The 22404-nt window shown below is 60.8% G+C and carries 18 protein-coding genes; 4 read left to right on the forward strand and 14 right to left on the reverse strand.

Features of this window, described 5'->3' with window-relative positions; genetic code table 11:
• Positions 1-17 precede the first annotated feature (17 nt).
• From atpD to RVY76_RS08370, 5 genes are all read right to left on the reverse strand, one after another.
• Positions 18-1439, reverse strand: a complete 1422-nt coding sequence (atpD, locus tag RVY76_RS08350; RefSeq protein WP_317373420.1) for a F0F1 ATP synthase subunit beta — start codon at positions 1437-1439, stop codon at positions 18-20.
• Between the two features lie 21 nt (positions 1440-1460).
• Entirely contained in the window at positions 1461-2342 is an 882-nt protein-coding gene (locus RVY76_RS08355) for a F0F1 ATP synthase subunit gamma (RefSeq protein WP_317373421.1), read from the reverse strand.
• Between the two features lie 20 nt (positions 2343-2362).
• Positions 2363-3901: a F0F1 ATP synthase subunit alpha gene (gene atpA, locus RVY76_RS08360; protein ID WP_317373422.1), complete on the reverse strand. Its 1539-nt coding sequence runs from the start codon at positions 3899-3901 to the stop codon at positions 2363-2365.
• Entirely contained in the window at positions 3901-4461 is a 561-nt protein-coding gene (locus RVY76_RS08365) for a F0F1 ATP synthase subunit delta (RefSeq protein ID WP_317373423.1), read from the reverse strand. Before RVY76_RS08365 ends, atpA begins: the two co-directional genes overlap by 1 nt.
• A 235-nt stretch (positions 4462-4696) precedes the next feature.
• A complete protein-coding gene (locus RVY76_RS08370; protein ID WP_317373424.1) occupies positions 4697-5443 on the reverse strand; it encodes a class I SAM-dependent methyltransferase in 747 nt (248 codons plus the stop codon).
• 64 nt (positions 5444-5507) lie between these two features.
• Here RVY76_RS08370 and gloB point away from each other — a divergent pair, with 64 nt between their 5' ends.
• The 4 genes from gloB (at position 5508) to RVY76_RS08390 (ending at position 11183) form a co-directional block, all read left to right on the forward strand.
• Positions 5508-6272 carry a hydroxyacylglutathione hydrolase gene (gloB, locus tag RVY76_RS08375; RefSeq protein WP_317373425.1) on the forward strand — a complete coding sequence of 255 codons (765 nt, stop codon included), beginning with the start codon at positions 5508-5510 and terminating at the stop codon, positions 6270-6272.
• A gap of 175 nt (positions 6273-6447) precedes the next feature.
• Positions 6448-8772, forward strand: coding sequence for an ATP-dependent Clp protease ATP-binding subunit ClpA (gene clpA / locus RVY76_RS08380; protein WP_317373426.1), 2325 nt, complete (start codon positions 6448-6450; stop codon positions 8770-8772).
• Between the two features lie 26 nt (positions 8773-8798).
• Entirely contained in the window at positions 8799-9740 is a 942-nt protein-coding gene (locus RVY76_RS08385) for a M23 family metallopeptidase (protein ID WP_317373427.1), read from the forward strand.
• Between the two features lie 285 nt (positions 9741-10025).
• The gene (locus RVY76_RS08390; RefSeq protein WP_317373428.1) at positions 10026-11183 is read left to right on the forward strand and encodes a sorbosone dehydrogenase family protein; all 1158 of its coding nucleotides are present in this window, start codon (positions 10026-10028) and stop codon (positions 11181-11183) included.
• Here RVY76_RS08390 and RVY76_RS08395 read toward each other — a convergent pair.
• From RVY76_RS08395 to RVY76_RS08435, 9 genes are all read right to left on the reverse strand, one after another.
• On the reverse strand, positions 11180-11890 hold the full coding sequence (locus tag RVY76_RS08395) for an alanyl-tRNA editing protein (RefSeq protein WP_317373429.1): 711 nt from the start codon (positions 11888-11890) through the stop codon (positions 11180-11182). The two genes, RVY76_RS08390 and RVY76_RS08395, sit on opposite strands and share 4 nt — an antisense overlap.
• Entirely contained in the window at positions 11887-14190 is a 2304-nt protein-coding gene (locus RVY76_RS08400; RefSeq protein WP_317373430.1) for a DUF3772 domain-containing protein, read from the reverse strand. The genes RVY76_RS08395 and RVY76_RS08400 overlap by 4 nt, the downstream gene beginning before the upstream one ends.
• Positions 14190-15221, reverse strand: coding sequence for a cysteine synthase A (locus tag RVY76_RS08405; RefSeq protein ID WP_317373431.1), 1032 nt, complete (start codon positions 15219-15221; stop codon positions 14190-14192). The genes RVY76_RS08400 and RVY76_RS08405 overlap by 1 nt, the downstream gene beginning before the upstream one ends.
• A gap of 64 nt (positions 15222-15285) precedes the next feature.
• A complete protein-coding gene (locus tag RVY76_RS08410; RefSeq protein WP_317373432.1) occupies positions 15286-16392 on the reverse strand; it encodes an NUDIX domain-containing protein in 1107 nt (368 codons plus the stop codon).
• Positions 16389-16832 carry a TrgA family protein gene (locus RVY76_RS08415; RefSeq protein WP_317373433.1) on the reverse strand — a complete coding sequence of 148 codons (444 nt, stop codon included), beginning with the start codon at positions 16830-16832 and terminating at the stop codon, positions 16389-16391. The genes RVY76_RS08410 and RVY76_RS08415 overlap by 4 nt, the downstream gene beginning before the upstream one ends.
• A complete protein-coding gene (locus RVY76_RS08420) occupies positions 16832-18043 on the reverse strand; it encodes a cyclopropane-fatty-acyl-phospholipid synthase family protein (protein ID WP_317373434.1) in 1212 nt (403 codons plus the stop codon). The genes RVY76_RS08415 and RVY76_RS08420 overlap by 1 nt, the downstream gene beginning before the upstream one ends.
• An 84-nt stretch (positions 18044-18127) precedes the next feature.
• Entirely contained in the window at positions 18128-18826 is a 699-nt protein-coding gene (locus tag RVY76_RS08425; protein WP_317373435.1) for a L,D-transpeptidase, read from the reverse strand.
• A gap of 117 nt (positions 18827-18943) precedes the next feature.
• Positions 18944-20365, reverse strand: coding sequence for a deoxyribodipyrimidine photo-lyase (locus RVY76_RS08430; RefSeq protein WP_317373436.1), 1422 nt, complete (start codon positions 20363-20365; stop codon positions 18944-18946).
• A 139-nt stretch (positions 20366-20504) separates the two neighbouring features.
• Positions 20505-22151: a BCCT family transporter gene (locus tag RVY76_RS08435; protein ID WP_317373437.1), complete on the reverse strand. Its 1647-nt coding sequence runs from the start codon at positions 22149-22151 to the stop codon at positions 20505-20507.
• Positions 22152-22404: the final 253 nt, after the last annotated feature.

The following is a 22404-nucleotide window of genomic DNA, read 5'->3' on the forward strand; positions in this document are numbered from 1 at the left end:
GGCCCTCCTCATGGAAATCAGGCGTCTGCCGCCATCTTCTCGGCTTTGGCCTTCACGTCCTCGATACCGCCGACCATGTAGAAGGCCCCTTCCGGCAGATGATCGTATTCGCCGGCAACCACTGCCTTGAAAGAGGAAATAGTCTCTTCAAGCGGTACCTGGACGCCATCCGCTCCAGTGAAGACCTTCGCAACGTCAAAAGGCTGAGAAAGGAAGCGTTGGATTTTCCGGGCACGCGCCACGGTGAGCTTGTCCTCTTCGGACAACTCGTCCATGCCGAGAATCGCAATGATATCCTGCAGCGATTTGTAGCGCTGAAGAATTCCCTGCACCTCGCGTGCGACGTTGTAATGCTCTTCTCCGACCACACCGGGATCAAGGATGCGGCTTGAGGAGTCGAGGGGATCGACCGCGGGATAGATCCCAAGCTCCGAGATCGATCGCGACAGTACGGTCGTCGCGTCGAGATGAGCAAAAGTCGTTGCGGGCGCGGGGTCAGTCAGGTCGTCCGCAGGAACGTAAACGGCCTGAATCGACGTGATCGAACCGGAGCGCGTCGACGTGATCCGCTCCTGCATCTGGCCCATGTCGGTCGCAAGAGTTGGCTGATACCCAACGGCGGAAGGAATACGGCCAAGAAGCGCGGAAACCTCGGAGCCCGCCTGCGTGAAGCGGAAGATGTTGTCGACGAAGAAGAGAACATCTGTCCCGGACTCATCGCGGAACTGCTCGGCGAGCGTCAGGCCCGAGAGGGCAACCCGCATCCGCGCTCCCGGCGGCTCGTTCATCTGACCGTATACGAGCGCCACTTGGCTTTCCGACAGGTTGTCAGGCTTGATGACGTTCGACTCGATCATCTCGTGATAAAGGTCGTTGCCCTCACGCGTCCGTTCGCCCACGCCGGCGAAGACGGAATAACCCGAATGCACCTTTGCGATGTTGTTGATGAGCTCCATGATGAGAACGGTCTTGCCGACACCTGCACCACCGAAGAGCCCGATCTTGCCACCCTTCGAATATGGGGCGAGCAGGTCGATAACCTTGATCCCGGTGACCAAGATATCCGAACTTGTGGACTGGACGGCGAAATCGGGTGCCGGCTGGTGAATCGCACGCCGCTCCTCGGCTTCGATCGGCGCACCTTCGTCGATCGGCTCCCCGATGACGTTCAGGATGCGGCCGAGCGTTCCTCGGCCCACCGGCATCATGATCGGGCCGCCGGTATCGGTAACCTCCTGCCCGCGGACAAGCCCTTCGCTGGCATCCATTGCGATCGTGCGGACCGTGTTCTCGCCAAGATGCTGCGCAACTTCCAAGACAAGGCGCTTGCCATTGTTGTCGAGTTCGAGCGCGTTGAGGATTTCGGGCAGGTGGTCGTCGAACTGAACATCGACGACGGCACCGATGACCTGGGTCACTTTGCCTTTGGCATTTGCCATTTGTTGTTACTCCGGTTCGTCTTAGAGCGCTTCGGCGCCCGAAATGATTTCGATCAGCTCGTTCGTGATCACGGCCTGACGCGTGCGGTTGTACTCGCGGTTCAGATCCTCGACCATTTCCTCGGCGTTGCGCGTCGCATTGTCCATCGCGCTCATCCGAGCCCCCTGTTCGGAGGCCGCGTTCTCAAGCAGCGCAGCGAAGATTTGCGTCGCGACACCCCTGGGAAGGAGATCTGCGAGGATTGCCTCTTCGTCGGGCTCGTAATCGTAGAGCGTGTTGTCAGAGACAGCGTCTTCCTCTTGTTCGCCGAAACTCGCGGGAACGATCTGCTGTTCACGCGGATGCTGGGTCACGACGTTCTCGAACTCACCGTAGTAGATGAAGGCGCGGTCAAATTCGCCTTTGTCGAAACGCTCGAGAACGTTCCGCGCGATGTCCTGCGCATCACCGTAGCCGACACGTTTGACGTCCGAATGGTCGATATGGTCGATCATGACGTCGGAATAGGTCCGGCGCAGTACGTCGCGACCTTTCTTTCCGACGGTGAGGATCTTGATCGTCTTGCCCTCTTCGCGCGACTTGCGGATCCGCTGAACGGCTTTCTTGACGATGTTCGTGTTGAACCCGCCGCAGAGACCCTTTTCCGAGGTCATCACGACGAGCAGATGCACATCGTCCTTGCCGGTCCCCTTCAGCAGCAGCGGCGCGGTCTCGCTGTCGCCGACAGACGCAGCGAGCTGCCCCATGACTGCATCGAACCGCTCGGCGTAGGGACGCGCATTCTCGGCCGCTTCCTGCGCGCGGCGCAGCTTTGCGGCTGCGACCATCTGCATGGCCTTGGTGATCTTGCGCGTCGACTTAACCGACGAGATCCGGGTCTTCAGATCCTTCAGGCTAGGCATATCGCTCTCCCTTCGGGCGTTCAGGCAAAGTCGGCGGCGTATTCGTCCAACGCGGACTTCAACCTATTTTCGGCATCGCCCTTTATCTTGGGGTCGTCGTTCGTGATCCAGTCGAGCAAATCCGAATGCTTGCCCCGCAGATGCTGGAGAAGTCCCTGCTCGAATGCACCGACCTTCCCGACCGGGACATCGTCGAGGTATCCCTTCGTGCCTGCGAAGATCACGCAGACGATTTCGGCATTGGTCAGCGGGGAGTATTGCGGCTGCTTCATCAGTTCGGTCAGACGCTTGCCGCGGTTCAGCTGGCGCTGCGTCGCCGCATCGAGATCCGAGCCGAACTGGGCGAATGCCGCCATCTCACGATACTGAGCAAGCTCAAGCTTGACCGGTCCCGCTACGGATTTCATCGCATTGGTCTGCGCCGAAGATCCGACACGGCTCACCGAAAGGCCAGTGTTCACGGCCGGACGGATACCCTGGTAGAACAGATCCGTCTCGAGGAAGATCTGACCGTCGGTGATCGAGATCACGTTCGTCGGAATGAACGCCGACACGTCGCCGCCTTGCGTTTCGATAATCGGCAGCGCGGTAAGCGATCCCGAACCGTAATCGTCGTTGAGCTTGGACGACCGCTCAAGCAGACGGGAATGAAGGTAGAAGACGTCACCCGGATAGGCCTCGCGCCCGGGTGGACGACGCAGCAGAAGCGACATCTGACGATAGGCCACGGCCTGCTTCGAAAGATCGTCGTAGACGATCAGGGCGTGACGGCCGTTGTCGCGGTAGTATTCCGCCATGGCCGTCGCAGCGTAGGGGGCGAGGAACTGCATCGGCGCAGGATCCGAAGCCGTCGCCGCCACGACGATGGAGTATTCGATTGCACCCGTCTCCTCGAGCTTCTTCACGAGCTGAGCAACGGTCGACCGTTTCTGACCGATGGCAACATAGACGCAGTAGAGCTTCTTGCTCTCGTCGTCGCCGGCGGCGTCATTGTAGGTCTTCTGATTGAGGATCGCATCAAGCGCCACAGCGGTCTTGCCGGTCTGGCGGTCGCCGATGATGAGCTCACGCTGGCCACGGCCAATCGGAATCATCGCATCGATCGACTTCAAGCCGGTCGGCATCGGCTCGTGCACGGATTTGCGCGGGATGATGCCGGGTGCCTTTACATCGGCCACACGCCGCTCGGTCGCTTCGATCGGGCCTTTTCCGTCGATCGGATTTCCGAGGCCGTCTACCACGCGTCCGAGAAGCGCATCCCCGGCCGGAACGTCGACGATCGAGTTGGTCCGCTTGACCGTGTCACCTTCCTTGATGTCGCGGTCGGATCCGAAGATCACCACGCCGACATTGTCGCTTTCGAGGTTCAGCGCCATGCCCTGGATGCCGCCCGGAAACTCGACCATTTCGCCGGCCTGCACGTTATCGAGGCCGTAAACACGTGCGATACCATCGCCAACGCTGAGGACGCGACCGATCTCGGCGACCTCCGCTTCCTGACCGAAGTTCTTGATCTGCTCCTTCAGGATCGCAGAAATCTCGGAAGCTTGGATGCCCATTATCCGACCTCTTTCATGTTGTGCTGGAGTGCGGCCAGCTTCGAACGGATCGACGTGTCGATCATCTTCGAGCCGACCTTGACGACGAGACCACCGATCAGGCTCTCATCGACACTGAGATTGATATTCACGTCGCGACCGACCGAAGCCTTGAGCGTCTCTGCCAGCTTGGCACGCTGTTCATCCGACAGCTCCGCCGCCGCGGTCACGTCCGCAGTGACCTCGCCATTCTCACGCGCGATGAGCTCACGGAGTTCCGTGATGAGACCGCGCAAAACGAAAAGCCTCCGCTTCGAGCCCATGAGCCGAAGGGTGTTCACCGTGATGGAATGCAGCTCCATACGCTCGGCAACCGCACCGATCGCCGCCTGCTGCTCGCTTCTGGTGTAGATCGGCGAATGTATGAGGTCCCGAAAATCCTCGCTGCCATCCAGGGCGGCAGCCAGAGTGTCGGTATCCCGCCGGATCGCCGGCAGGGCATTCTCCTCTCGCGCAAGCTCGAAGATCGCGGTCGCATAGCGTGCTGCGATGCCTGATGAGATCGAAGCCGGTTCGGACACGTCCACCCTTTCGATGTTCGGCAAACCCCGTCCGGCGGGCCGGGCGGGGCGTGGTTGGTTCCAAGTACCGACTGCGCGGTCGGCACGTTTCAAAATCAGGCTTGCTCTAGCAGAGGCACATGCCCCCCGCAACCGCCTTTGCCAGCATCCTGCAGGCTCCGTCGACGCTTGCGGCCCCCCTCTCGGCGAACACGAAAACTACGTTCAGCCTATGGGTGAAACGTGCTCCAACCCTTCAAGATGTCGGCTTTGGGACCGGCTGCCCGAGTCCGTCGAGAATTCGCGAGGGGCGTCTCGTGCGGACGCCAAGTCCCCCTGCTCTTGCGGGGATCTGCTTGCTCGCCTCGACCATCAGTACGCCTCCCGCGAAACGGCCCGTGATGCTCGTGCCCGTCCGCTCGAGCAATCCACCCATTCTCATCCAGAGTCGCTGCTCGCTAGGTGGTTGAAAGAGGGCGACTGCGTGGGATCGAGGGACGAAGTCGGATTCCTGAAGCTGGGTTTCCAGTTGGCCAAGGGAGTACGGACGGCCGAAACCGAATGGAGTGTTCTCGTTGCTCGACCAAAGGCCGGCACGGTTCGGCACGATGAAGAGGGCACGCCCCCCTGGCCCAAGAACCCGATAGCATTCCGAAAGCACTGCGACGGCGTTCTCGGAGGTTTCCAGCCCGTGAAGCAGTATGAGTTTATCGACAGAGCCCGTCTGAACCGGCCAGAGCGTCTCCTCACTCAGAACCGCGACGTTCGGTCGCCCCGCGGGCCAGGGCATCACACCCTGCTGGGCCGGCATGAGCGCGATGACACGCCGCGCCTCTTCCAGATAAGGCCGTAGCATCGGCACGGCGAAACCGAAACCGAGCACTGTTTCCGTCCGGGCCGAAGGCCATATGATCCGAACCTGATCCCGGACAGCCTTCTGAGCGGCGCGCCCGAGCGCCGTACGGTAATAGAATCCACGCAGATCGCGCACATCGAGATGCATTGCCGGGCCTTCTTTGCGCGTTACCCTTCGAAAGATAAGCGACACCCAAGTGGAGCACAGCGCAATGGCCCTGACGATCACGACGATTCCATGTCTCAGTGACAATTATGCCTTTCTGATCGGCGACGGCACCCGCACGGCGCTCGTCGATGTGCCGGAAGCTGAGCCAATTCTGGAAGCTCTCGACCGGAACAGCTGGTCCTTGGATGAGGTATGGCTCACACACCATCATTCCGATCATGTCGATGGCTTGGACAAGGTACGGGAACGGTTTCCCGATCTCCGGGTGACGGGTGCCCGATCGGACCGTGATCGCCTTCCGAACCTCGATCGCGATGTGGCGGACGGAGAGCAGTTCGATTTCGCCGGTAACGAGGTCCGCGTGCTCGACGTGCCGGGGCATACGGTAGGCCATATTGCATTCTACATTCCCGATTCCGGCGCCGCTTTCACGGCCGATACGCTGATGGCATTCGGATGCGGTCGTGTGTTTGAGGGCAGCATGGCCCAGATGTGGAAAAGCCTCTGCCGCCTGCGTGCGCTGCCCGAAGACACCCTTATCTATTCCGGCCACGAATATACCGAAAAGAACGCCAATTTTGCGCTCACGATCGAGCCGGACAATCTCGCGCTTCGGAAGCGAGCCGAGGACATCGCCGAGCGTCGAGCGCGCGGAGAAGCCACCGTGCCTTCTACATTGAGAGAGGAAATTGCGACAAATCCGTTCCTCAGAGCCGACTTGGAAAGCGTCAAGGAGGCCATATCTATGCAGAGAAGCGACGATGTGGAGGTCTTTGCAGAGATACGGTCGCGACGCGACGATTTCTGATCCGCCACATTCTTCGACATGCACCGCCGTGCGGTGGGTCACGAATAAATTGTGATGCCGACGACGAAGAAAATCCTTGAAGGTGTGCCGGGAACTGCCGACCTTCGAGTTATGAGGCCACGGTGGTGATGCTGGCCCGATCAGCGCCCGCCCGACGAAAAAGGAGCACCCCCTCGTGCCATCATTCTCCAATACGCTCGAGCAAGCGATCCATTCTGCACTGGCTCTGGCAAACACCCGTCGTCACGAGCTCGCAACGTTGGAACACCTCCTCCTTGCGCTCACCGATGAGCCCGACGCGGCGAAGGTGATGTCGGCATGCAAGGTCGATCTGGAGGAGCTTCGCCAAACGCTTGCCGATTTCATCGACGACGATCTTTCGACCCTCGTGACCGAGATCGAGGGCTCGGAAGCCGTGCCGACAGCGGCATTCCAGCGGGTCATCCAGCGTGCCGCCATTCACGTCCAATCCTCAGGACGAACCGAGGTCACCGGCGCGAACGTTCTTGTCGCGATCTTCGCCGAGCGTGAGTCGAACGCCGCCTATTTCCTGCAGGAGCAGGACATGACGCGTTACGACGCAGTCAATTTCATCGCTCACGGCGTGGCCAAGGACACCGCGCAGTCCGAACAAAGGCCGGTTTCCGGATCGCCCGAAGGCGAGGAGGAAGCCTCCATGCAGGTCGAGGAGGGTGACGCGAAGGAGTCCGCCCTTGGCAAGTATTGCGTCGATCTGAACGCGAAATCGTCGAAGGGGGACATCGATCCGCTTATCGGTCGCGAGCATGAGGTCGAACGCTGCATCCAGGTGCTCTGCCGGCGGCGCAAGAACAACCCGCTTCTTGTGGGCGATCCGGGTGTAGGCAAGACCGCAATCGCAGAAGGCTTGGCCAAGAAGATCGTCGAGGGGCAGACCCCCGAAGTACTTTCGAAGACCACAATCTATTCACTCGACATGGGTGCTCTTCTGGCCGGGACTCGGTATCGTGGTGATTTCGAAGAGCGTCTGAAAGCCGTGATGACCGAGATGGAGGAACATGACGACGCAGTTCTCTTCATCGACGAGATCCACACCGTGATCGGTGCGGGTGCTACGTCCGGCGGGGCGATGGATGCCTCGAACCTGCTGAAGCCTGCGCTCCAGGGCGGCAAGCTTCGCTGCATGGGATCGACGACGTACAAGGAGTTCCGGCAGCACTTCGAGAAGGATCGTGCGCTCAGCCGCCGATTCCAGAAAATCGATGTAAACGAACCTTCCGTCGACGACAGCGTCAAGATCCTTACTGGCCTCAAGCCATATTTCGAGACGCATCACGAGATCAAGTACACGAACGACGCGATCAAGACGGCGGTCGAACTTTCGGCGCGTTACATCAACGATCGCAAGCTGCCGGATAAGGCGATTGACGTGATCGACGAGGCCGGGGCCGCGCAACATCTCGTGGCGACGTCCAAGCGCCGCAAGACGATCGGCACGAAGGAGATCGAAGCCGTCGTCGCCAAGATCGCCCGCATCCCACCGAAGAACGTCAGCAAGGATGATGCCGCTGTCCTGAAAGATCTCGAGGGCACGTTGAAGCGGGTCGTCTTCGGACAGGATGCCGCCATCACCGCGCTGAGCTCTGCAATCAAGTTGAGCCGTGCAGGGCTCCGCGAGCCTGAGAAGCCCATCGGCAACTACCTGTTCGCAGGCCCCACCGGCGTCGGCAAGACGGAGGTGGCCAAACAATTGGCCTCGACCCTGGGTGTCGAACTTCTGCGCTTCGACATGTCGGAATACATGGAGAAGCATGCGGTTTCGCGGCTGATCGGGGCTCCGCCGGGATACGTGGGTTTTGATCAGGGCGGCATGCTAACGGACGGCGTGGATCAGCATCCGCACTGCGTGCTTCTGCTCGACGAAATCGAGAAAGCGCATCCGGACGTATTCAACATCCTGCTGCAAGTGATGGACCACGGAAAGCTTACCGACCACAACGGTCGCTCGGTCGATTTCCGGAATGTCATACTTATCATGACTTCGAATGCAGGTGCCGCCGAGATGTCAAAGAACGCGATGGGTTTCGGTAGAGACCGTCGTGAGGGCGAGGATACGGCTGCGATCGAGCGGACCTTTACGCCCGAATTCCGCAACCGGCTCGATGCGGTCATCAGCTTCGGGGCGCTGCCGAAGGAGGTCATTCTTCGCGTGGTGGAGAAGTTCGTTCTTCAACTCGAAGCACAACTCATGGATCGCAATGTAACGATCGAATTGACGGATGATGCGGCTGCATGGCTGGGTGATCGCGGCTACGACGAGAAGATGGGTGCGCGTCCGCTGGGCCGCGTAATCCAGGAGCACATCAAGAAGCCGCTCGCCGAGGAACTTCTTTTCGGCAAGCTCGCGAAGGGCGGCGTCGTGCAGGTAGGTGTCAAGGACGGCCAGATCGACCTCCGGTTCAACCCACCCGAAACTCGGCGCCTGAGCTCCAAGAAGCCGCCACTTCTGACCGCGGAATAATAAAGATGCGATGCGGCCCGGTCGTCTTGGCCGCATACGCTCTTTCGTTCCCTGCTTGGGCTGAGCCACCGAAATTCGCGCCGCCCCTCGACTGCGATCTGGGGGCGGCGTGCTTCATTCAGCAATATGTCGATGCCGATCCCGGTCCGGGAGTCACGGATTTTACCTGCGGCCCCCTGAGCTACGATGGTCACAAGGGGACGGATTTCGCTCTCCCATCGCTCGCCATCATGAACGACGGCGTAAACGTTGTTGCCGCCGCCTCCGGAACAGTTCGAGCTGTTCGACCCGACATACCGGACAGTTCCGCTGATGTCGGTGGAGCCTCGACTGCCGGTCGGGAATGCGGGAACGGTGTGATCATCGACCACGCCGATGGCTGGTCGACGCAGTATTGTCACCTGCGCGAGATGTCGATCACAGTGGCCCCCGACGACCGCGTCACGACCGGCGACGTGCTTGGACAAGTCGGGCTAAGTGGCCGGACGTCCTTTCCTCATCTCCACCTGACATTGCGGCGCGACGGAGAAGTCGTCGATCCGTTTAATCCGGAAGGCGCGAGATGCGGGCAAAGCGTTGATGAAACCCTTTGGAACGAACCGATCCCATATCGACCGGGGGGGATCATCGAAGCAGGCTTCGCCGACGCAATTCCGCGTTACGACGACATCAAGGCGGGAACAGTGTCACACGATGTCCTGTCCACCGACGCCGATGCAGCAGTGTTCTGGATTTACGCCTTTGGCGGACGCTCTGGCGACGAGTTGTCTTTCGAGATTGAAGGCCCGGACGGGCCGATCCTGACGCACACGCTGTCACTCGATGAACATCATGCGCAGTTCTTTCGTGCAATTGGACAGCGTCGGCCGCGCGGCGGATGGCCAGAGGGGGTCATCGAAGCAACAGCGACCTTCAGCCGTGACGGGAAACGGATCGGCGATGCGTATCGAACAATCCGCATCGACTAAGCTCCGAGCGCTCTAACCTCTTGTCATTGTCGGTCAGAAGGACACATCGCCGCCAACCCCCATCTGCATTAGCCTGACATAGCAAATGGGGGGACGATCATGTCGAACAGGCTGAGTACGGCAGTCGCAGGCGCACTTCTCCTGACCGCCTGTGGAGGAGGTCCGGCCCTGCCGCCTGCACCCGAGACAGTAGGCCCTGATCCGGCCCTCCCGGTTCCGCACATATCGCCCATCCCCCGCGTCAACATCGCCCCGGCGACTGGCTGGCCCGAGGGGACCAGACCTTTGGCGGCCGATACCCTCAATGTGCAGCCCTTTGCGACGGGCCTCGACCACCCCCGCTGGGTTCATGTCCTGCCCAACGGCGATGTGCTCATCGCCGAAAGCAACAAGCAGCCTCGGCCTCCGCAAGGCATACGGGATATCGTCGCGCAGAAGATCATGGGCATCGCCGGTGCGGGGGTTCCGAGTGCTAACCGAATAACCCTGCTGCGGGACGGCGATGGCGACGGCGTCGCCGAACTACGAAGCGTGTTTCTGGATGATCTCACGTCACCCTTCGGCATGGCGCTTATCGGTTCCGATTTTTATGTCGCGACTACCGATGCGCTTCTCCGCTTTCCTTACGAAACCGGGACAACCCGGATCGACCTGCCCGGCGAGCATATCGTCGCACTGCCGGCCAACGCCCCTAACATGCACTGGACGAAGGGGCTGATTGCTGGTGCCGATGGACAATTGTTCGTTTCCGTTGGTTCGAACAGTGATCATGGCGAGGCCGGCATGGATGCAGAGCGAAATCGCGCGGCGATCTGGATCGTCGATCCTGCCGAGAAGAGCGCAAGGATCTACGCGTCCGGGCTTCGCAATCCCGTTGGCCTCGATTTCGAACCAACAACCGGGGAACTTTGGACCGTAGTCAACGAACGTGACGAACTCGGGGACGATCTGGTACCCGACTACCTTACCTCGGTTCGTCCCGGCGGTTTTTACGGATGGCCATACGTCTATTACGGCGATCGTCTCGATCCGCGCGTAACCGGGTCCGCACCTGACATGGTTGCGCAGTCCCTCACGCCGGATTACGCGCTCGGTGCGCATGTGGCTCCACTCGGCCTTACCTTCTCCGATGGCGCACGCCTGGGGCCGGCATTCGCCAAAGGCGCATTCATTGGCCAGCACGGATCCTGGAACCGACGACCGGCCAGCGGCTATTCGGTCGTCTACGTTCCCTTTGAAAGCGGACGGCCTAACGGTCGACCGATCGAGATCCTGTCGAATTTCAGGACTGCCGACGGTAAGGCACGGGGCCGCCCAGTCGGGGTTGCGATTGCGAAAGATGGTGCGCTTCTCGTGGCAGACGATGTCGGCAACACGATCTGGCGCGTCACGATACGTGATCGAAGCAAGCCATCCCTCTCGCTCGACACGACCAACCGCTAATCGTCGAGATGGACGTAAACCCGGCGGTTCTGGCCGCCTTTTTTCTCGATCTTGCCAATTCGAATGGGACCGACCTCGCTTGTATGTCCGACATGAGTGCCACCGCAGGGCTGCAGGTCGATCGTTCCGTCGGCAGCCCCGATCCGGACCAGACGGATCTTCCCTGATCCACGCGGCGGTTGCACCCTCAGCGTTTTGACCAGCCCGGGATTGGCGTCAAGCTCTGCCTCGTCGATCCATTCCATCGTCACACTTTCATCCGTATCGATCAGCGTTCGAAGCGCCGCGGCGATCGCCTCCTTGTCCTGCGGCGGCTCGGGCATGTCGAAGTCGAGACGACCCTTGCCTTCAGAGATTGCGCCACCCGTGACCGGCAGAGGGATAACCACTGAGAGGAGGTGCAGCGCGGTATGCACGCGCATGTGCGACCACCGGCGATCCCAATCGATCCTCTGCACAACATCGATCCCGACCTCCGGGCATTCGCCATCGGCGAGCCGCAGGATCGAGCCCCGCGCATCGCGCTCGCAAACCTCCACGCGCGCTTCGCATCCGGACCAGGCGATCGTGCCAGTATCGCCCGGCTGCCCCCCTCCGGTCGCATAGAACAACGTCGGCTCGACCCGAACCCATCCGTCGCCGGTCTCGATTACTCGGCCCTCGGCCTCCCGCAGGGTCGGGTGTTCCAGATGCAGATCCGTCGTCAAGAAGCAGCCTCCTTCGGATGCAGGGCTTCGGGGTTGCGTAGCCAGAGATCGCGCTGCGCGAAGGGGATTTCGATCCCCTCTTCCTTGAACCGCTTGGCGATGCCGTGGAGCATGTCGCTCTGGACGTTCAGAACGAAATTCACGTCCCGCAGGATCGCGCGGATCTCGAATTCCAGAGAATCCGCACCGAATGCCCTGAAAAGTACGGCAGGTGGAGGATTGAGCACGACCATCGGATGCGCCTCGGCGACTTCGCGCAGGACCTCCGTGACCCATTCGGTGTCAGTCCCGTAGGCCACGCCCACGGGCACAATGACACGACCCGTATTGTTGCCTCGTGTCCAGTTCGTGACCGTTCCCGAGACGAGATCGGCATTCGGAACGATGACATCCGTCCGATCGAACGTCTCGATCCGCGTCGAGCGGACCGAGATGTTGCGGACATACCCCATCTGATCGCCGACCTGGATCCAGTCGCCTTCCGAGATCGGACGTTCGATCAGGAGGATGATGCCGGAGACGAAATTCGACACGACGTTCTGCAGGCCGAAGCCGATCCCGACCGACAGGGCACCGGCAACGATGGCCAAAGACGAGAGGTCGATACCAGCGCTGGTGATCGCGATGATCGCGGCTAGGAAAATCCCGACATAACCAACGCCCGCGACGATCGCGTTCCGCCCCCCCACGTCAAGCCGTGTTTTCGGCAGGACAGTGTTGCGCAAGGTACCCTGCATGAAGCGCGTGAGGCCGTAACCAATCGCGAAGATCAGCAGGAAAGTTAGGAAATCGGCCGGCGAGATCCGTGTCTCGCCAACCGAGAAGCCCGCCCGGAACCGAGACCAGATCTCGGTCAGGTCGGCGACCCGCGCCCCCCAGATGAGGGCATAGAGCGGCAGCGACAAAATCACGATGCCGAAGCCGATGAGAAGCGGCGCGAGCGCCTCGCTCTCCCCCTCGGGCGTACCGGTGATAAGGGCGTAGAGGTCGGAAACCAGCTTCTGCAAAAGGCCGAGGCACGCCGTCAAAGCAAGCGTCATCGCAGCAGGGATGAGCAGCGATTGTGTCGCGTTGCTGTAGCCGATGGAGGCAAGGGCGATGCCCGCGATTCCGGCGAATATCGACAGCCTGCCGATCAGCCGCGTGAACGATCCGCCAATATTTCTCGACTGACCGGGAAGCTCGGCATTGCCCAGCCCCATCAGGACGCGCCCCGCCCGGAACAGGAGGATTCCAAGGATCAGGCGTGGGATGTAGCGTACGACATCAACGGCGATATCCGACCGCTCGGTCAGGTGTGCAAAAGCTTCGATCAGGAAGAGAACGGCGAGCGTATATCCCAGGAGAGACGTGGCCCGCCTTAACCCGCGGAGGAGCGGGCCATCCTCCTGCCAGAATGTCGGAGCGAGAGCTTCGGTCTTGAACAGCACATTGATGAGCCATTTCGCCACGAAGATCGGCGCGACGATCAGCGGGCTCGCGTTCAAAACGTCCTGCGGCGGTCCGTTGAGCAGGTTCGTCAGATCCGTGGCCCTGGCAAACAGGAACATACCCAACATCGGGAAAGCAATCTGCCCGAGCGACAGGAGGAAAAACAGGACCCCCCGCCCACGCGGGGTCTGACTGACCACCCAACGGGCGAATATCCGGATCCACCAGCGACTGCGGAAGACCAGCATGAGTCCGATCGTCGCCAGTGGGATGGCGATCGGCAATGCACCGATCGCCCGGCCACGCGCACGTGGATCCTGCCAGCGCAAGCGCACTGGGTCGGCCAATTGCGACCAGGACTGCGCCAGAAAGTCGATCCCGGGCCCCCAATGAGCGGGATTGAGCGGCGAGGCCTCCCGCGCGAGGAACTGCTCGGCATATTGCTCGCGGATCGTGCTGTCGATCTGCGCGATGAGCGCATCCGAAAGCGTATAGGCCTCTTCGGCCGCGACGACCGGCGCGCGCAGCTCGGAGAGCTGCTCGTTCAGCGTAGCGCGTCGTTGCGCGACCTCCGGTGCCTCGGGATCCTCTCCCTCGGCAGGTGGCGCACCCAGCGAGTCGATCTGGCTTTGCACAGTCGAGATGCGCGCCGAGTTGATGTTCTGGGCGGCAAGAAACTTGGAACGCCGTTCGGCCAGTTCGACCCGCAGCGCTTCCAGATCGGAGATGTTGCCTTCGTTATTCAGCCGCTCCTGAGCATCTTCGGCGAAGCTGGACCACGCATCGAAATCGGGGGGCTCGGGCGTCTGTGCCGCTGCCGGCAGTGCCAGCAGAAGCACGACGGCGATCGCCCTGAAAAGGGGTCCCATCAGGTCTCGGCGAAAACCGACGGAAGCATGCGCGCGGAACCAAGCCGAAGCCAATCGGGCACCGGAAGCCCCTTGCCTTCAAGAAATTCGGGATTGAACAGTTTGGACTGATACCGCGTCCCGTAATCGCAAAGGATCGTCACGATCGTATGGCCGGGCCCGAGTTCACGTGCGAGCCGCATCGCCCCCGCAACGTTGACGCCAGTCGATCCGCCCATGCAGAGGCCTTCGTGCTGCAACAGGTCGAAGACGACCGGAAGTGCCTCGGCATCGGGAATGCGCCACGCGAAATCGGGCTTGAACCCTTCGAGGTTCCCCGTCACGCGGCCCTGACCGATCCCTTCGGAAATACTGTCACCAGGATTCTCCTTGCCAGTATAGATCTTCAGAAGGCCCGCGCCTTCGGGATCGGCCAGACCGATCTTCACCCCTTTGGGCTGCAGGTATTCCGCGACACCAGCGACCGTCCCCCCTGTGCCGGCCGCACAGATGAACCCATCGACCTTGCCGCCCGTCTGCTCCCAGATCTCGGGCGCGGTGCCTTCGATATGGGCTTGCCGGTTGGCAGTATTGTCGAACTGGTTTGCCCAGATCGCGCCATGCGGTTCCGATTTCGCAAGCCGTTCGGCTAGACGGCCGGAATACTTTACGTAATTGTTTTCGTTCTTGTAGGGAACGGCCGGCACTTCCACGAGATCTGCGCCGGCGAGACGCAGCATGTCCTTCTTTTCCTGACTCTGCGTTTCGGGAATGACGATGACGGACTTGAACCCCATCGACGCGCCGACGAGGCTGAGACCAATCCCGGTATTGCCGGCCGTACCCTCTACGATCGTGCCGCCGGGCTCTAGAACGCCGCGCTTCACCGCGTCGCGAATGATGAAAAGCGCAGCACGGTCCTTGACGCTCTGCCCGGGATTCATGAATTCCGCCTTGCCGAGAATCTCGCATCCCGTGGCCTCCGACGGGCCGTTCAATCGGATGAGGGGCGTGTTACCGACCGCCGAGGCGAGATCGCTGTGAATGGTCATGGCTCGGGCCTACTCCGGGAGGATGTTCGTTTGCTGCCGTGATTATGCGCAGAGCGCGCTGCAATCAAGCGAAGCGGCCTCGCGCCCGTTCACGCTCTAGCCATAACGCGCTCAGCATGGTCGGCCCTGTATCGATCTCCCCGGTTTCCACCAATTCCATGAGGCGGTCGAACGGGATGACATGCGCCCGGATATCCTCCCCTTCTGCATCGAGACCGCCGAGGCCCTCCGCCTCGTCGGGCAGATCGGCAATTCCGATATGGCAGAAGAGGTATTCGGTCACCGCCCCGGGGCTCGGGTAATTGCCGCCGATGAGATGCAGTGCGCGCAATTCGAGCCCGGCTTCCTCGATCGCCTCGCGTCGCGCGGCCTCTTCCGGTGTTTCTCCGGGGTCGATCCGACCTGCGATGGGTTCGAGAACCCAGGGACGTGGATCCCCGCGCAGGAACGGGGCTGCGCGGAACTGCTCGATCAGCATTACGGTTTCGCGAACGGGATCGTAGGGCAGAACTGTTACCGCATCGCCCATGACGAAGCCCGCACGCTTCAGGCGCTCGCTCTTCCCACCGTCGAAGCGCGGATGGCTTACGATCACCTCCTCGACAGCGAAATAATCGACATAGGGCCGCGTTTCCGCGATGACCTCGACACGGTCACGGTGAGTTGCCGAACGCAACGTCACGGGTGCGTCATGCGTCTCGCCGCGCAGTCGCGCGGCCGCGCGCATCAGAATGGTCGGCATGCGCGCGCGCAGGGTGGTACCGTCGATCTCGCCCAGATAGGCCATGGCCTCGTCCGCTGCGCGGCGCGTTACTTTTCCGTATCTGGTGGACCATTCGCCAAAATCCCACGGACCAACACCTGTTGTGCCCGAAATACGAAAGAGGGTTGCCTCCCGCTGCTCCGTCCCGATCCTCACGTCGCAAGTTTCGGGCGAACCACCGCATCCCGTCGCATAGTAGGCGAGGCGCGCGGCCTGCTTGGCATTCGGATAGAGCATCAGACCAGAGACTGTCGCACCGGCCTGCGCTATCAGGATTGCATCTCCATTCGCCTCGAGACGTAGCGCATGATTGGTCAGGACAGCAGGTTGTCCGGCAAGTGGCGCGCCCACGACCTGCTCACGCAGATTGTCGTCGAGCAAAGGCCCATAGATAAAGAATCCGCTCATCGTTGCTCCGATCGCTGAATGCACTGGACCACAAGGCCGATCGCGATCGATCCCGCCCCGAGCACGAGCAGCGCAGGCCCCGGCCAAGTCAGCATCGCAAAGTCGATCATGGTAGAGATCATGTCCTCTATTCCCTCGACGGGGCCCTCGTACCTCAGCCGCATGGCCCTTCTCAGCATTTCATGGCCCGCCCAGACGAACAGGGCGCTGAAGAGGATTGCAATCCCCGTGCTCAGACCGACCGCCATGCTTTCGATTAAGCCACCTGCGGGCCGGCCGGAGATCCGCCAGCCCAGAACCACACCGATCACGGCATTGATCTCGGCCATCGCGCCCGGACGCATATGTTCGGGAAAATTGAGCACGACGAGCCGACTGACGGTCCAGGATAGTGCAGCGAAGGCTACTGCGGCCACCAGCTTTGATAACGTGGGGTACATCAGGCGGGCTTTTGCACGGTGATCTGCGTCACGTCGCAATTCCCGCTTCGAAAGCTGGCGGCGCACGCTGTCAAATAGAAGTTCCACATCCTGTGGAACCGCTCGTCGAACCCCATCGCGGCGGCATCCTCCCAACGTTCGTTGAAACGCTCGTACCACCTTCTGAGAGTTTTGCTGTAGCTTTGGCCGAACTCGATCGACCGTGCGATCTCGAGCCCCGCGCGCCCGATCTCCCCACGAAGCACGGTCGGGCTCGGCAACATGCCACCGGGAAAGATGTATTTCTGTATGAAATCCGGTCCGCGCCGATAGACGTCCCAGCGCCGATCGTCGACGGTGATGATCTGCAATGTCGCAAACCGACCCGGTCGCAAGCGCTCGTGTATCGCATTGAAATAGACCGGCCAGTATCTTTGACCCACCGCCTCGAACATTTCGATAGACGCGATACCGTCGAAAGTCCCCTGCTCGTCGCGATAGTCGCGCATTCGGATCTCGACCTTGTCGCTCAGCCCGGCACGGGCGACGCGTTCGATCGCGTAGTCGTACTGCTCTCGGCTGATCGTAAGCCCGGTGACACGCAACCCCCGCTCCCGTGCCGCGTATTCGGCGAACCCGCCCCAGCCGCACCCGATCTCGAGCACATGATCGCCCGGTGCCACCCCCATCTGATCGACCATAGATGCGTATTTCTGGGTCTGTGCGACTTCGAGACTCTCCCGTCCGGTTTCGAACATGGCCGAGGAATAAGTCATCGTCTCGTCGAGCCAGAGCCCGTAGAATGCGTTTCCCAGATCGTAATGATGGCTGATGTTTCGCCGGGCCTGACCCTTCGAATTCGATTGCAGGCGAAAACGCATTCGCTCATAGGCCCGCACGATGCGTCGGCCTGGAAAGCCGTCATAGATTGCGTCGTTTCCGTTCGCGATGAGGTCCATGAAGGCTTGGAGGTCGGGCGTCGACCACCACCCGTCGAGATAGGCATCGCAGAACCCCAGATCCCCCTCGCGGATGAGCCTCCCGAAGAGGGCGGAATTGTGGATTTCGATCTCAGCTATGGGTCCGGATCGGGCACCTTCAACTCGGAACCTGCGCCCGTCGGGCAGCACGAAGTCGAGCCTGCCGTGATCGAGCGTTCGGGCCATGGCGAAGGCCCGCGAGAAATACCGTGGCAGGTTCCCCTGCCCCTCGATCGTCGTCGATGCGTGCATCCCTGTGCTTCACCGTGGCGGTATCGGCCGATACCGCCACGGTGAGCCATCGAAGATCGCGCCGCAAGTCGTGAAGGGAAGACGTCAGTAGAGGCTCATCAACCTGTCGGGCTTCATGGATTTGAGGACGACGACATCGGATCCGCTCTCCACCCGCTCGTAGAGATCGATCACGTCCTGATCGAGCATTCGGACACATCCGGATGAAACCGCCCGACCGAGGTATTGCGGCTCGCAAGCTCCATGGATGCGATAAAGCGTATCGATACCATTCTGGAAGAGATAGAGCGCCCGGGCACCCAGCGGGTTGCCGGGTCCGCCATCCATGCCTCCATTGGCAATGGAATAGGGCTCGTATTGCGGCTGCCGCGCGACCATCTCGTCCGGCGGCGTCCAGCGCGGCCATTTGCGCTTGAACTGCATGCGGGCGTTTCCCGCCCAGCCGAACCCCTCGGCCCCCACGCTGACCCCGTAGCGCAACGCACGTCCATCGGCCTCGTTGAGGTAGAGGAACGCGGCATCGGGATCGACCACGACCGTCCCGGGGCCATACTGCGCGTAAGGCGAGGTCACATGCTGACGGAAGAGCTTCGGATCGACCACGCCGGGCGGAATTGCCGGGACGGGAAACGGCTCGTCGTACAGCGCACCGTAAGCGGGCGGGACCGGAGCAGGCGGAGCGATTTCCGGCACCACGTTGCGACTGACGGGGTCGGGGGCGCGACCGCAGGCAACGAGCCCCGCAGATGCTCCGACTGCCAGAAAGTGGCGGCGTGATATCATTGCACTTTTCCCTGCTTCCGTCCGTCAATCGTGCCGGGTGACCGACACGGTCATCGTAGTTTCAGCGTCGTGGGTCATAGTCCAGCACCGCCGGTATGGCACACGCGGAAGTGAAGCTCAGAAATCACGGTTGTTGTAGGTTTCGAGCGCCCGTTCGCGCCCTTCCTTGTGGCCGACGATAGGCTCCGGGTAGTCATCATCCGGCGACATGGGCCAGTTTCGCGGTATTGCCTTGAAGTAGCTCAGTGCATCCGCGTGCGGATTGTCGTGACCCTCGGCGATCCAACGATCCGCATAGGCGCGATCTCCATCGAACTTGTCGAGCTGCGTGATCGGATTGAAGATCCGGAAGTAGGGGGTGGCATCCGGACCCGATCCCGCCGCCCATTGCCAGCCCATCGAGTTGTTCGCCGGGTCCCAGTCGACCAGACAATCCTCGAACCATTCCTTGCCGATGCGCCAGTGGCACATGAGATGCTTGGTCAGATAGCTTGCGACGATCATCCGGGCGCGATTATGCATCCGGCCAGTCACGAACATCTCGCGCATCGCAGCATCGACGAACCGGATGCCGGTGCGGCCCTGCTTCCACGCCTTGACCTCTGCCAGACGCTCATCCTCGTTCCACGGGAACGCGTTCCAATCCTCGCGCCAATTGTCGGTCAACAGCCTCGGCGTATGATAGAGGAGATGATAGGCGAAGTCGCGCCAGGCGAGTTCCGAAAGCCATGTCTCTGCCCCCGCTTTGCCGTCCTCCTTCGCGCGCAGTCCTGCATGCCAACAGGCGCGGGGGGAGATCTCACCGTAGGTCAGATTCTCACTCAAGAGCGACGTCCCCTGACGAGCGGGAATGTCGCGGGCATCCTCGTAACCCTCGACGCCGTCACGCATGAACGTGCCGAGCCGTGTTTGTGCCGCATCCTCGCCCACCGTCACGAAATTCCGGACGATCGCCTCGCCTCGATCCATCGCGGCGCCCATCTTCCAGGCATCGATATCATCGCTGTCGGGCCAGTTCCGCGGAGCCTCGAGACGGGAGGGTGCACTGAGGGGCAACGCGACCTCGCGATCCTTCACGGAACGCCAATAGGGCGTGTAGACCTTGTAGTAGTCGCCCTGCTTGGTCTCGACCGTCCACGGCTCGAAAAGGACGTGCCCGGGTAGGCTTCCCGCTTCGTGTCCCTGTCCCGTCAACGCTGATTTGACCGCCTCGTCACGGCGGATCGAGGGGGGGTCATAGGCACGGGTCCACCAGATCGTCGTTGCCCCCGTTTCCTCGACCAGTCTCTGCAGGACATTTTCGGCCGTGCCCCGACGCAAGATCAGGCGTGAACCGACGTCCTTCAACCGCTTGGCGAAGCTCTCGACCGCGAGGCCGAGCCGCCATTTCGGTGCGGCACCGTGGGTCTCGACGACTTCGTCGTGGATCCAGACCGGGATTATAGGCCGACCGGTCGACACCGCCTTGTCGAGTGCAGGGTGATCGCTCAGCCGCAGATCTCGGCGGAACCACAGGATGATGGGGCTGTCGTCCGGCATGGGCGCGATCCTCGCTTTTGTGTCCCGGCAAAGCTAGCCCGCCGGTGTACCGATCAACCCGCCGTTCTTGCAGAGCCCACCCAAGAAAAAGGGGGCACCGGTTTCCCGATGCCCCCTGTTCAATGTGTGACGCGAAGCGTCAGCTCGAACGCGGCTCAGATCTCAGGCCTTTGTAGATCGCATAGCAAAGGAACAGCAGCACGAAGGTGAAGAAGATGCCGGTGGCATTCACCATGGCCTGCAATGCCGTCAGGCCACCACCGATAAGCAACGCGATCGCGACGATTCCTTCGGTCAGGCACCAGAAGATACGCTGCGCCGTCGGTGCTTCGGTCTTGCCGCCCGCGGTGATCGTGTCAATGACGAGCGATCCGGAATCCGACGACGTGATGAAGAAGACTAGCACCAGAATAATGGCAAGCGTCGAGGCGATCGAAGTGAACGGAAGCTCACCCAGCATCGAGAAAAGCGCGATCGCATCGTTGTAGCCGTCGATCACGTTATCCTTCACGCCCGAGGTGTCGGGGTGACTGACAACCTGTTCGATCGCGGTACCGCCGAATACAGCCATCCAGAAGACCGAAACGAGACTCGGGATCAGGATGACGCAGGTGATGAACTCGCGCACGGACCGTCCGCGGCTTACACGCGCAATGAACATTCCGACGAAGGGTGACCAACTGATCCACCACGCCCAGTAGAACGAGGTCCAGCCTTCGCGGTAGCTGTCGTCGGTCCGACCGAACGGGTTGGAGAGCGGCACGATGTCCGTCACGTAGGTGCTGAGCCCACCCCAGAAATCGCGCAGGATCACGAGCGAGGGTCCGGCGACGAAGACGAACAGGACGAGCAGGAACGCGAAGAACATGTTGATGTTCGACAGGACGCGCACACCGCCATCGACGCCCCGGATGACCGAGATCAGTGCGATCAGCGTCACGCCCATAATGATGATCACCTGCGTGTTGATCGTCTGCGGAATACCGTAGACGTATTCGAGCCCCGCACTTGCCTGTTGCGCCCCGAGTCCCAGCGACGTCGCAAGCCCGAACAGCGTCGCAAACACCGCGATGATGTCGATCGCGTGCCCCGGCCAACCCCAGACCCTGTCGCCCAGAAGCGGATAGAAACACGACCGGATCGAAAGCGGCAGCTGCTTGTTGTAGGTGAAGAGCGCCAGCGCCAGTGCCACCACTGCATAGATCGACCACGGGTGTAGCGCCCAGTGATAGATTGTTGCGGCAAGTCCATGATCGCGTGCTTCGCGGATCAGTGCTTCGTTCAGTTCGCCATTCTCACCGAACGGACCTTGAAGACCGAGCGGGTTGGAAACCTGCATGTGATAGACCGGCTCCAGCACGCCGAAGAACATGAGCCCGATGCCCATGCCGGCCGCAAACAGCATCGCGAACCAGGAAAGATACGTGAAATCCGGTACGGCATCCGCTCCGCCGAGCCGCACGCGCCCAAGAGGCGTGAAGATCAGGATCAGGCAGAAGAGAACGAAGATGTTGCCCGCAAGCAGGAAGAACCAATCGAAAGTCGTCGTGACAAAATTGAAAAGCCAATTGAACGCAGCGCTTGCCTGATCCTGGAAGATCAGCGTCAGCAGCACGAACCCGATGATCGTCAGCGCCGAGACACCGAAAACCGGATTGTGAACGTCGAACTTGAGTGGTCCAATCCCGCCTTGGACGTTGTCTTGTCCGACATCGTAGTCGGTATTGATGACATTAACCTCTCCATCCGGCGCGGGGATGTCGAGGTTGGCGGATTCGTCGGTCATGTTGCGTTTCCCCCTCCTTTGGTTGTTTCTACGATACGACCAAAAGCACACAGATCCACTGCATGTGGATCGTGAAGCACTGCGCCCTCAGCCGTTTTGCGATGACGGACCCTAACATGTCCGACCGAATGATCCACCTGAACGACCGACAAAAGTCCCAGTTTCTTCGATTTACACCCAGAGAAAGCGGCTCTCGCGCAATATCGGCAGACTTTCATCGTCAGAAATGTGCTGTCTGGGGAGCATTCTTGCT

It is taken from the genome of Palleronia sp. LCG004 (assembly GCF_032931615.1).
Taxonomy (GTDB): domain Bacteria; phylum Pseudomonadota; class Alphaproteobacteria; order Rhodobacterales; family Rhodobacteraceae; genus Palleronia.

Excerpts from the sequence above, each read along its gene's own strand:
- RVY76_RS08425 (WP_317373435.1), bottom strand. The coding sequence starts at position 18,826 with ATGATATCACGCCGCCACTTTCTGGCAGTCGGAGCATCTGCGGGGCTC.
- RVY76_RS08420 (WP_317373434.1), bottom strand. The coding sequence starts at position 18,043 with ATGCACGCATCGACGACGATCGAGGGGCAGGGGAACCTGCCACGGTAT.
- atpA (WP_317373422.1), bottom strand. The coding sequence starts at position 3,901 with ATGGGCATCCAAGCTTCCGAGATTTCTGCGATCCTGAAGGAGCAGATC.
- RVY76_RS08405 (WP_317373431.1), bottom strand. The coding sequence starts at position 15,221 with ATGACCATTCACAGCGATCTCGCCTCGGCGGTCGGTAACACGCCCCTC.
- RVY76_RS08400 (WP_317373430.1), bottom strand. The coding sequence starts at position 14,190 with ATGGGACCCCTTTTCAGGGCGATCGCCGTCGTGCTTCTGCTGGCACTG.
- RVY76_RS08435 (WP_317373437.1), bottom strand. The coding sequence starts at position 22,151 with ATGACCGACGAATCCGCCAACCTCGACATCCCCGCGCCGGATGGAGAG.
- gloB (WP_317373425.1), top strand. The coding sequence starts at position 5,508 with ATGGCCCTGACGATCACGACGATTCCATGTCTCAGTGACAATTATGCC.
- RVY76_RS08355 (WP_317373421.1), bottom strand. The coding sequence starts at position 2,342 with ATGCCTAGCCTGAAGGATCTGAAGACCCGGATCTCGTCGGTTAAGTCG.
- atpD (WP_317373420.1), bottom strand. The coding sequence starts at position 1,439 with ATGGCAAATGCCAAAGGCAAAGTGACCCAGGTCATCGGTGCCGTCGTC.
- RVY76_RS08415 (WP_317373433.1), bottom strand. The coding sequence starts at position 16,832 with ATGTACCCCACGTTATCAAAGCTGGTGGCCGCAGTAGCCTTCGCTGCA.
- RVY76_RS08430 (WP_317373436.1), bottom strand. The coding sequence starts at position 20,365 with ATGCCGGACGACAGCCCCATCATCCTGTGGTTCCGCCGAGATCTGCGG.
- RVY76_RS08370 (WP_317373424.1), bottom strand. The coding sequence starts at position 5,443 with ATGCATCTCGATGTGCGCGATCTGCGTGGATTCTATTACCGTACGGCG.
- RVY76_RS08410 (WP_317373432.1), bottom strand. The coding sequence starts at position 16,392 with ATGAGCGGATTCTTTATCTATGGGCCTTTGCTCGACGACAATCTGCGT.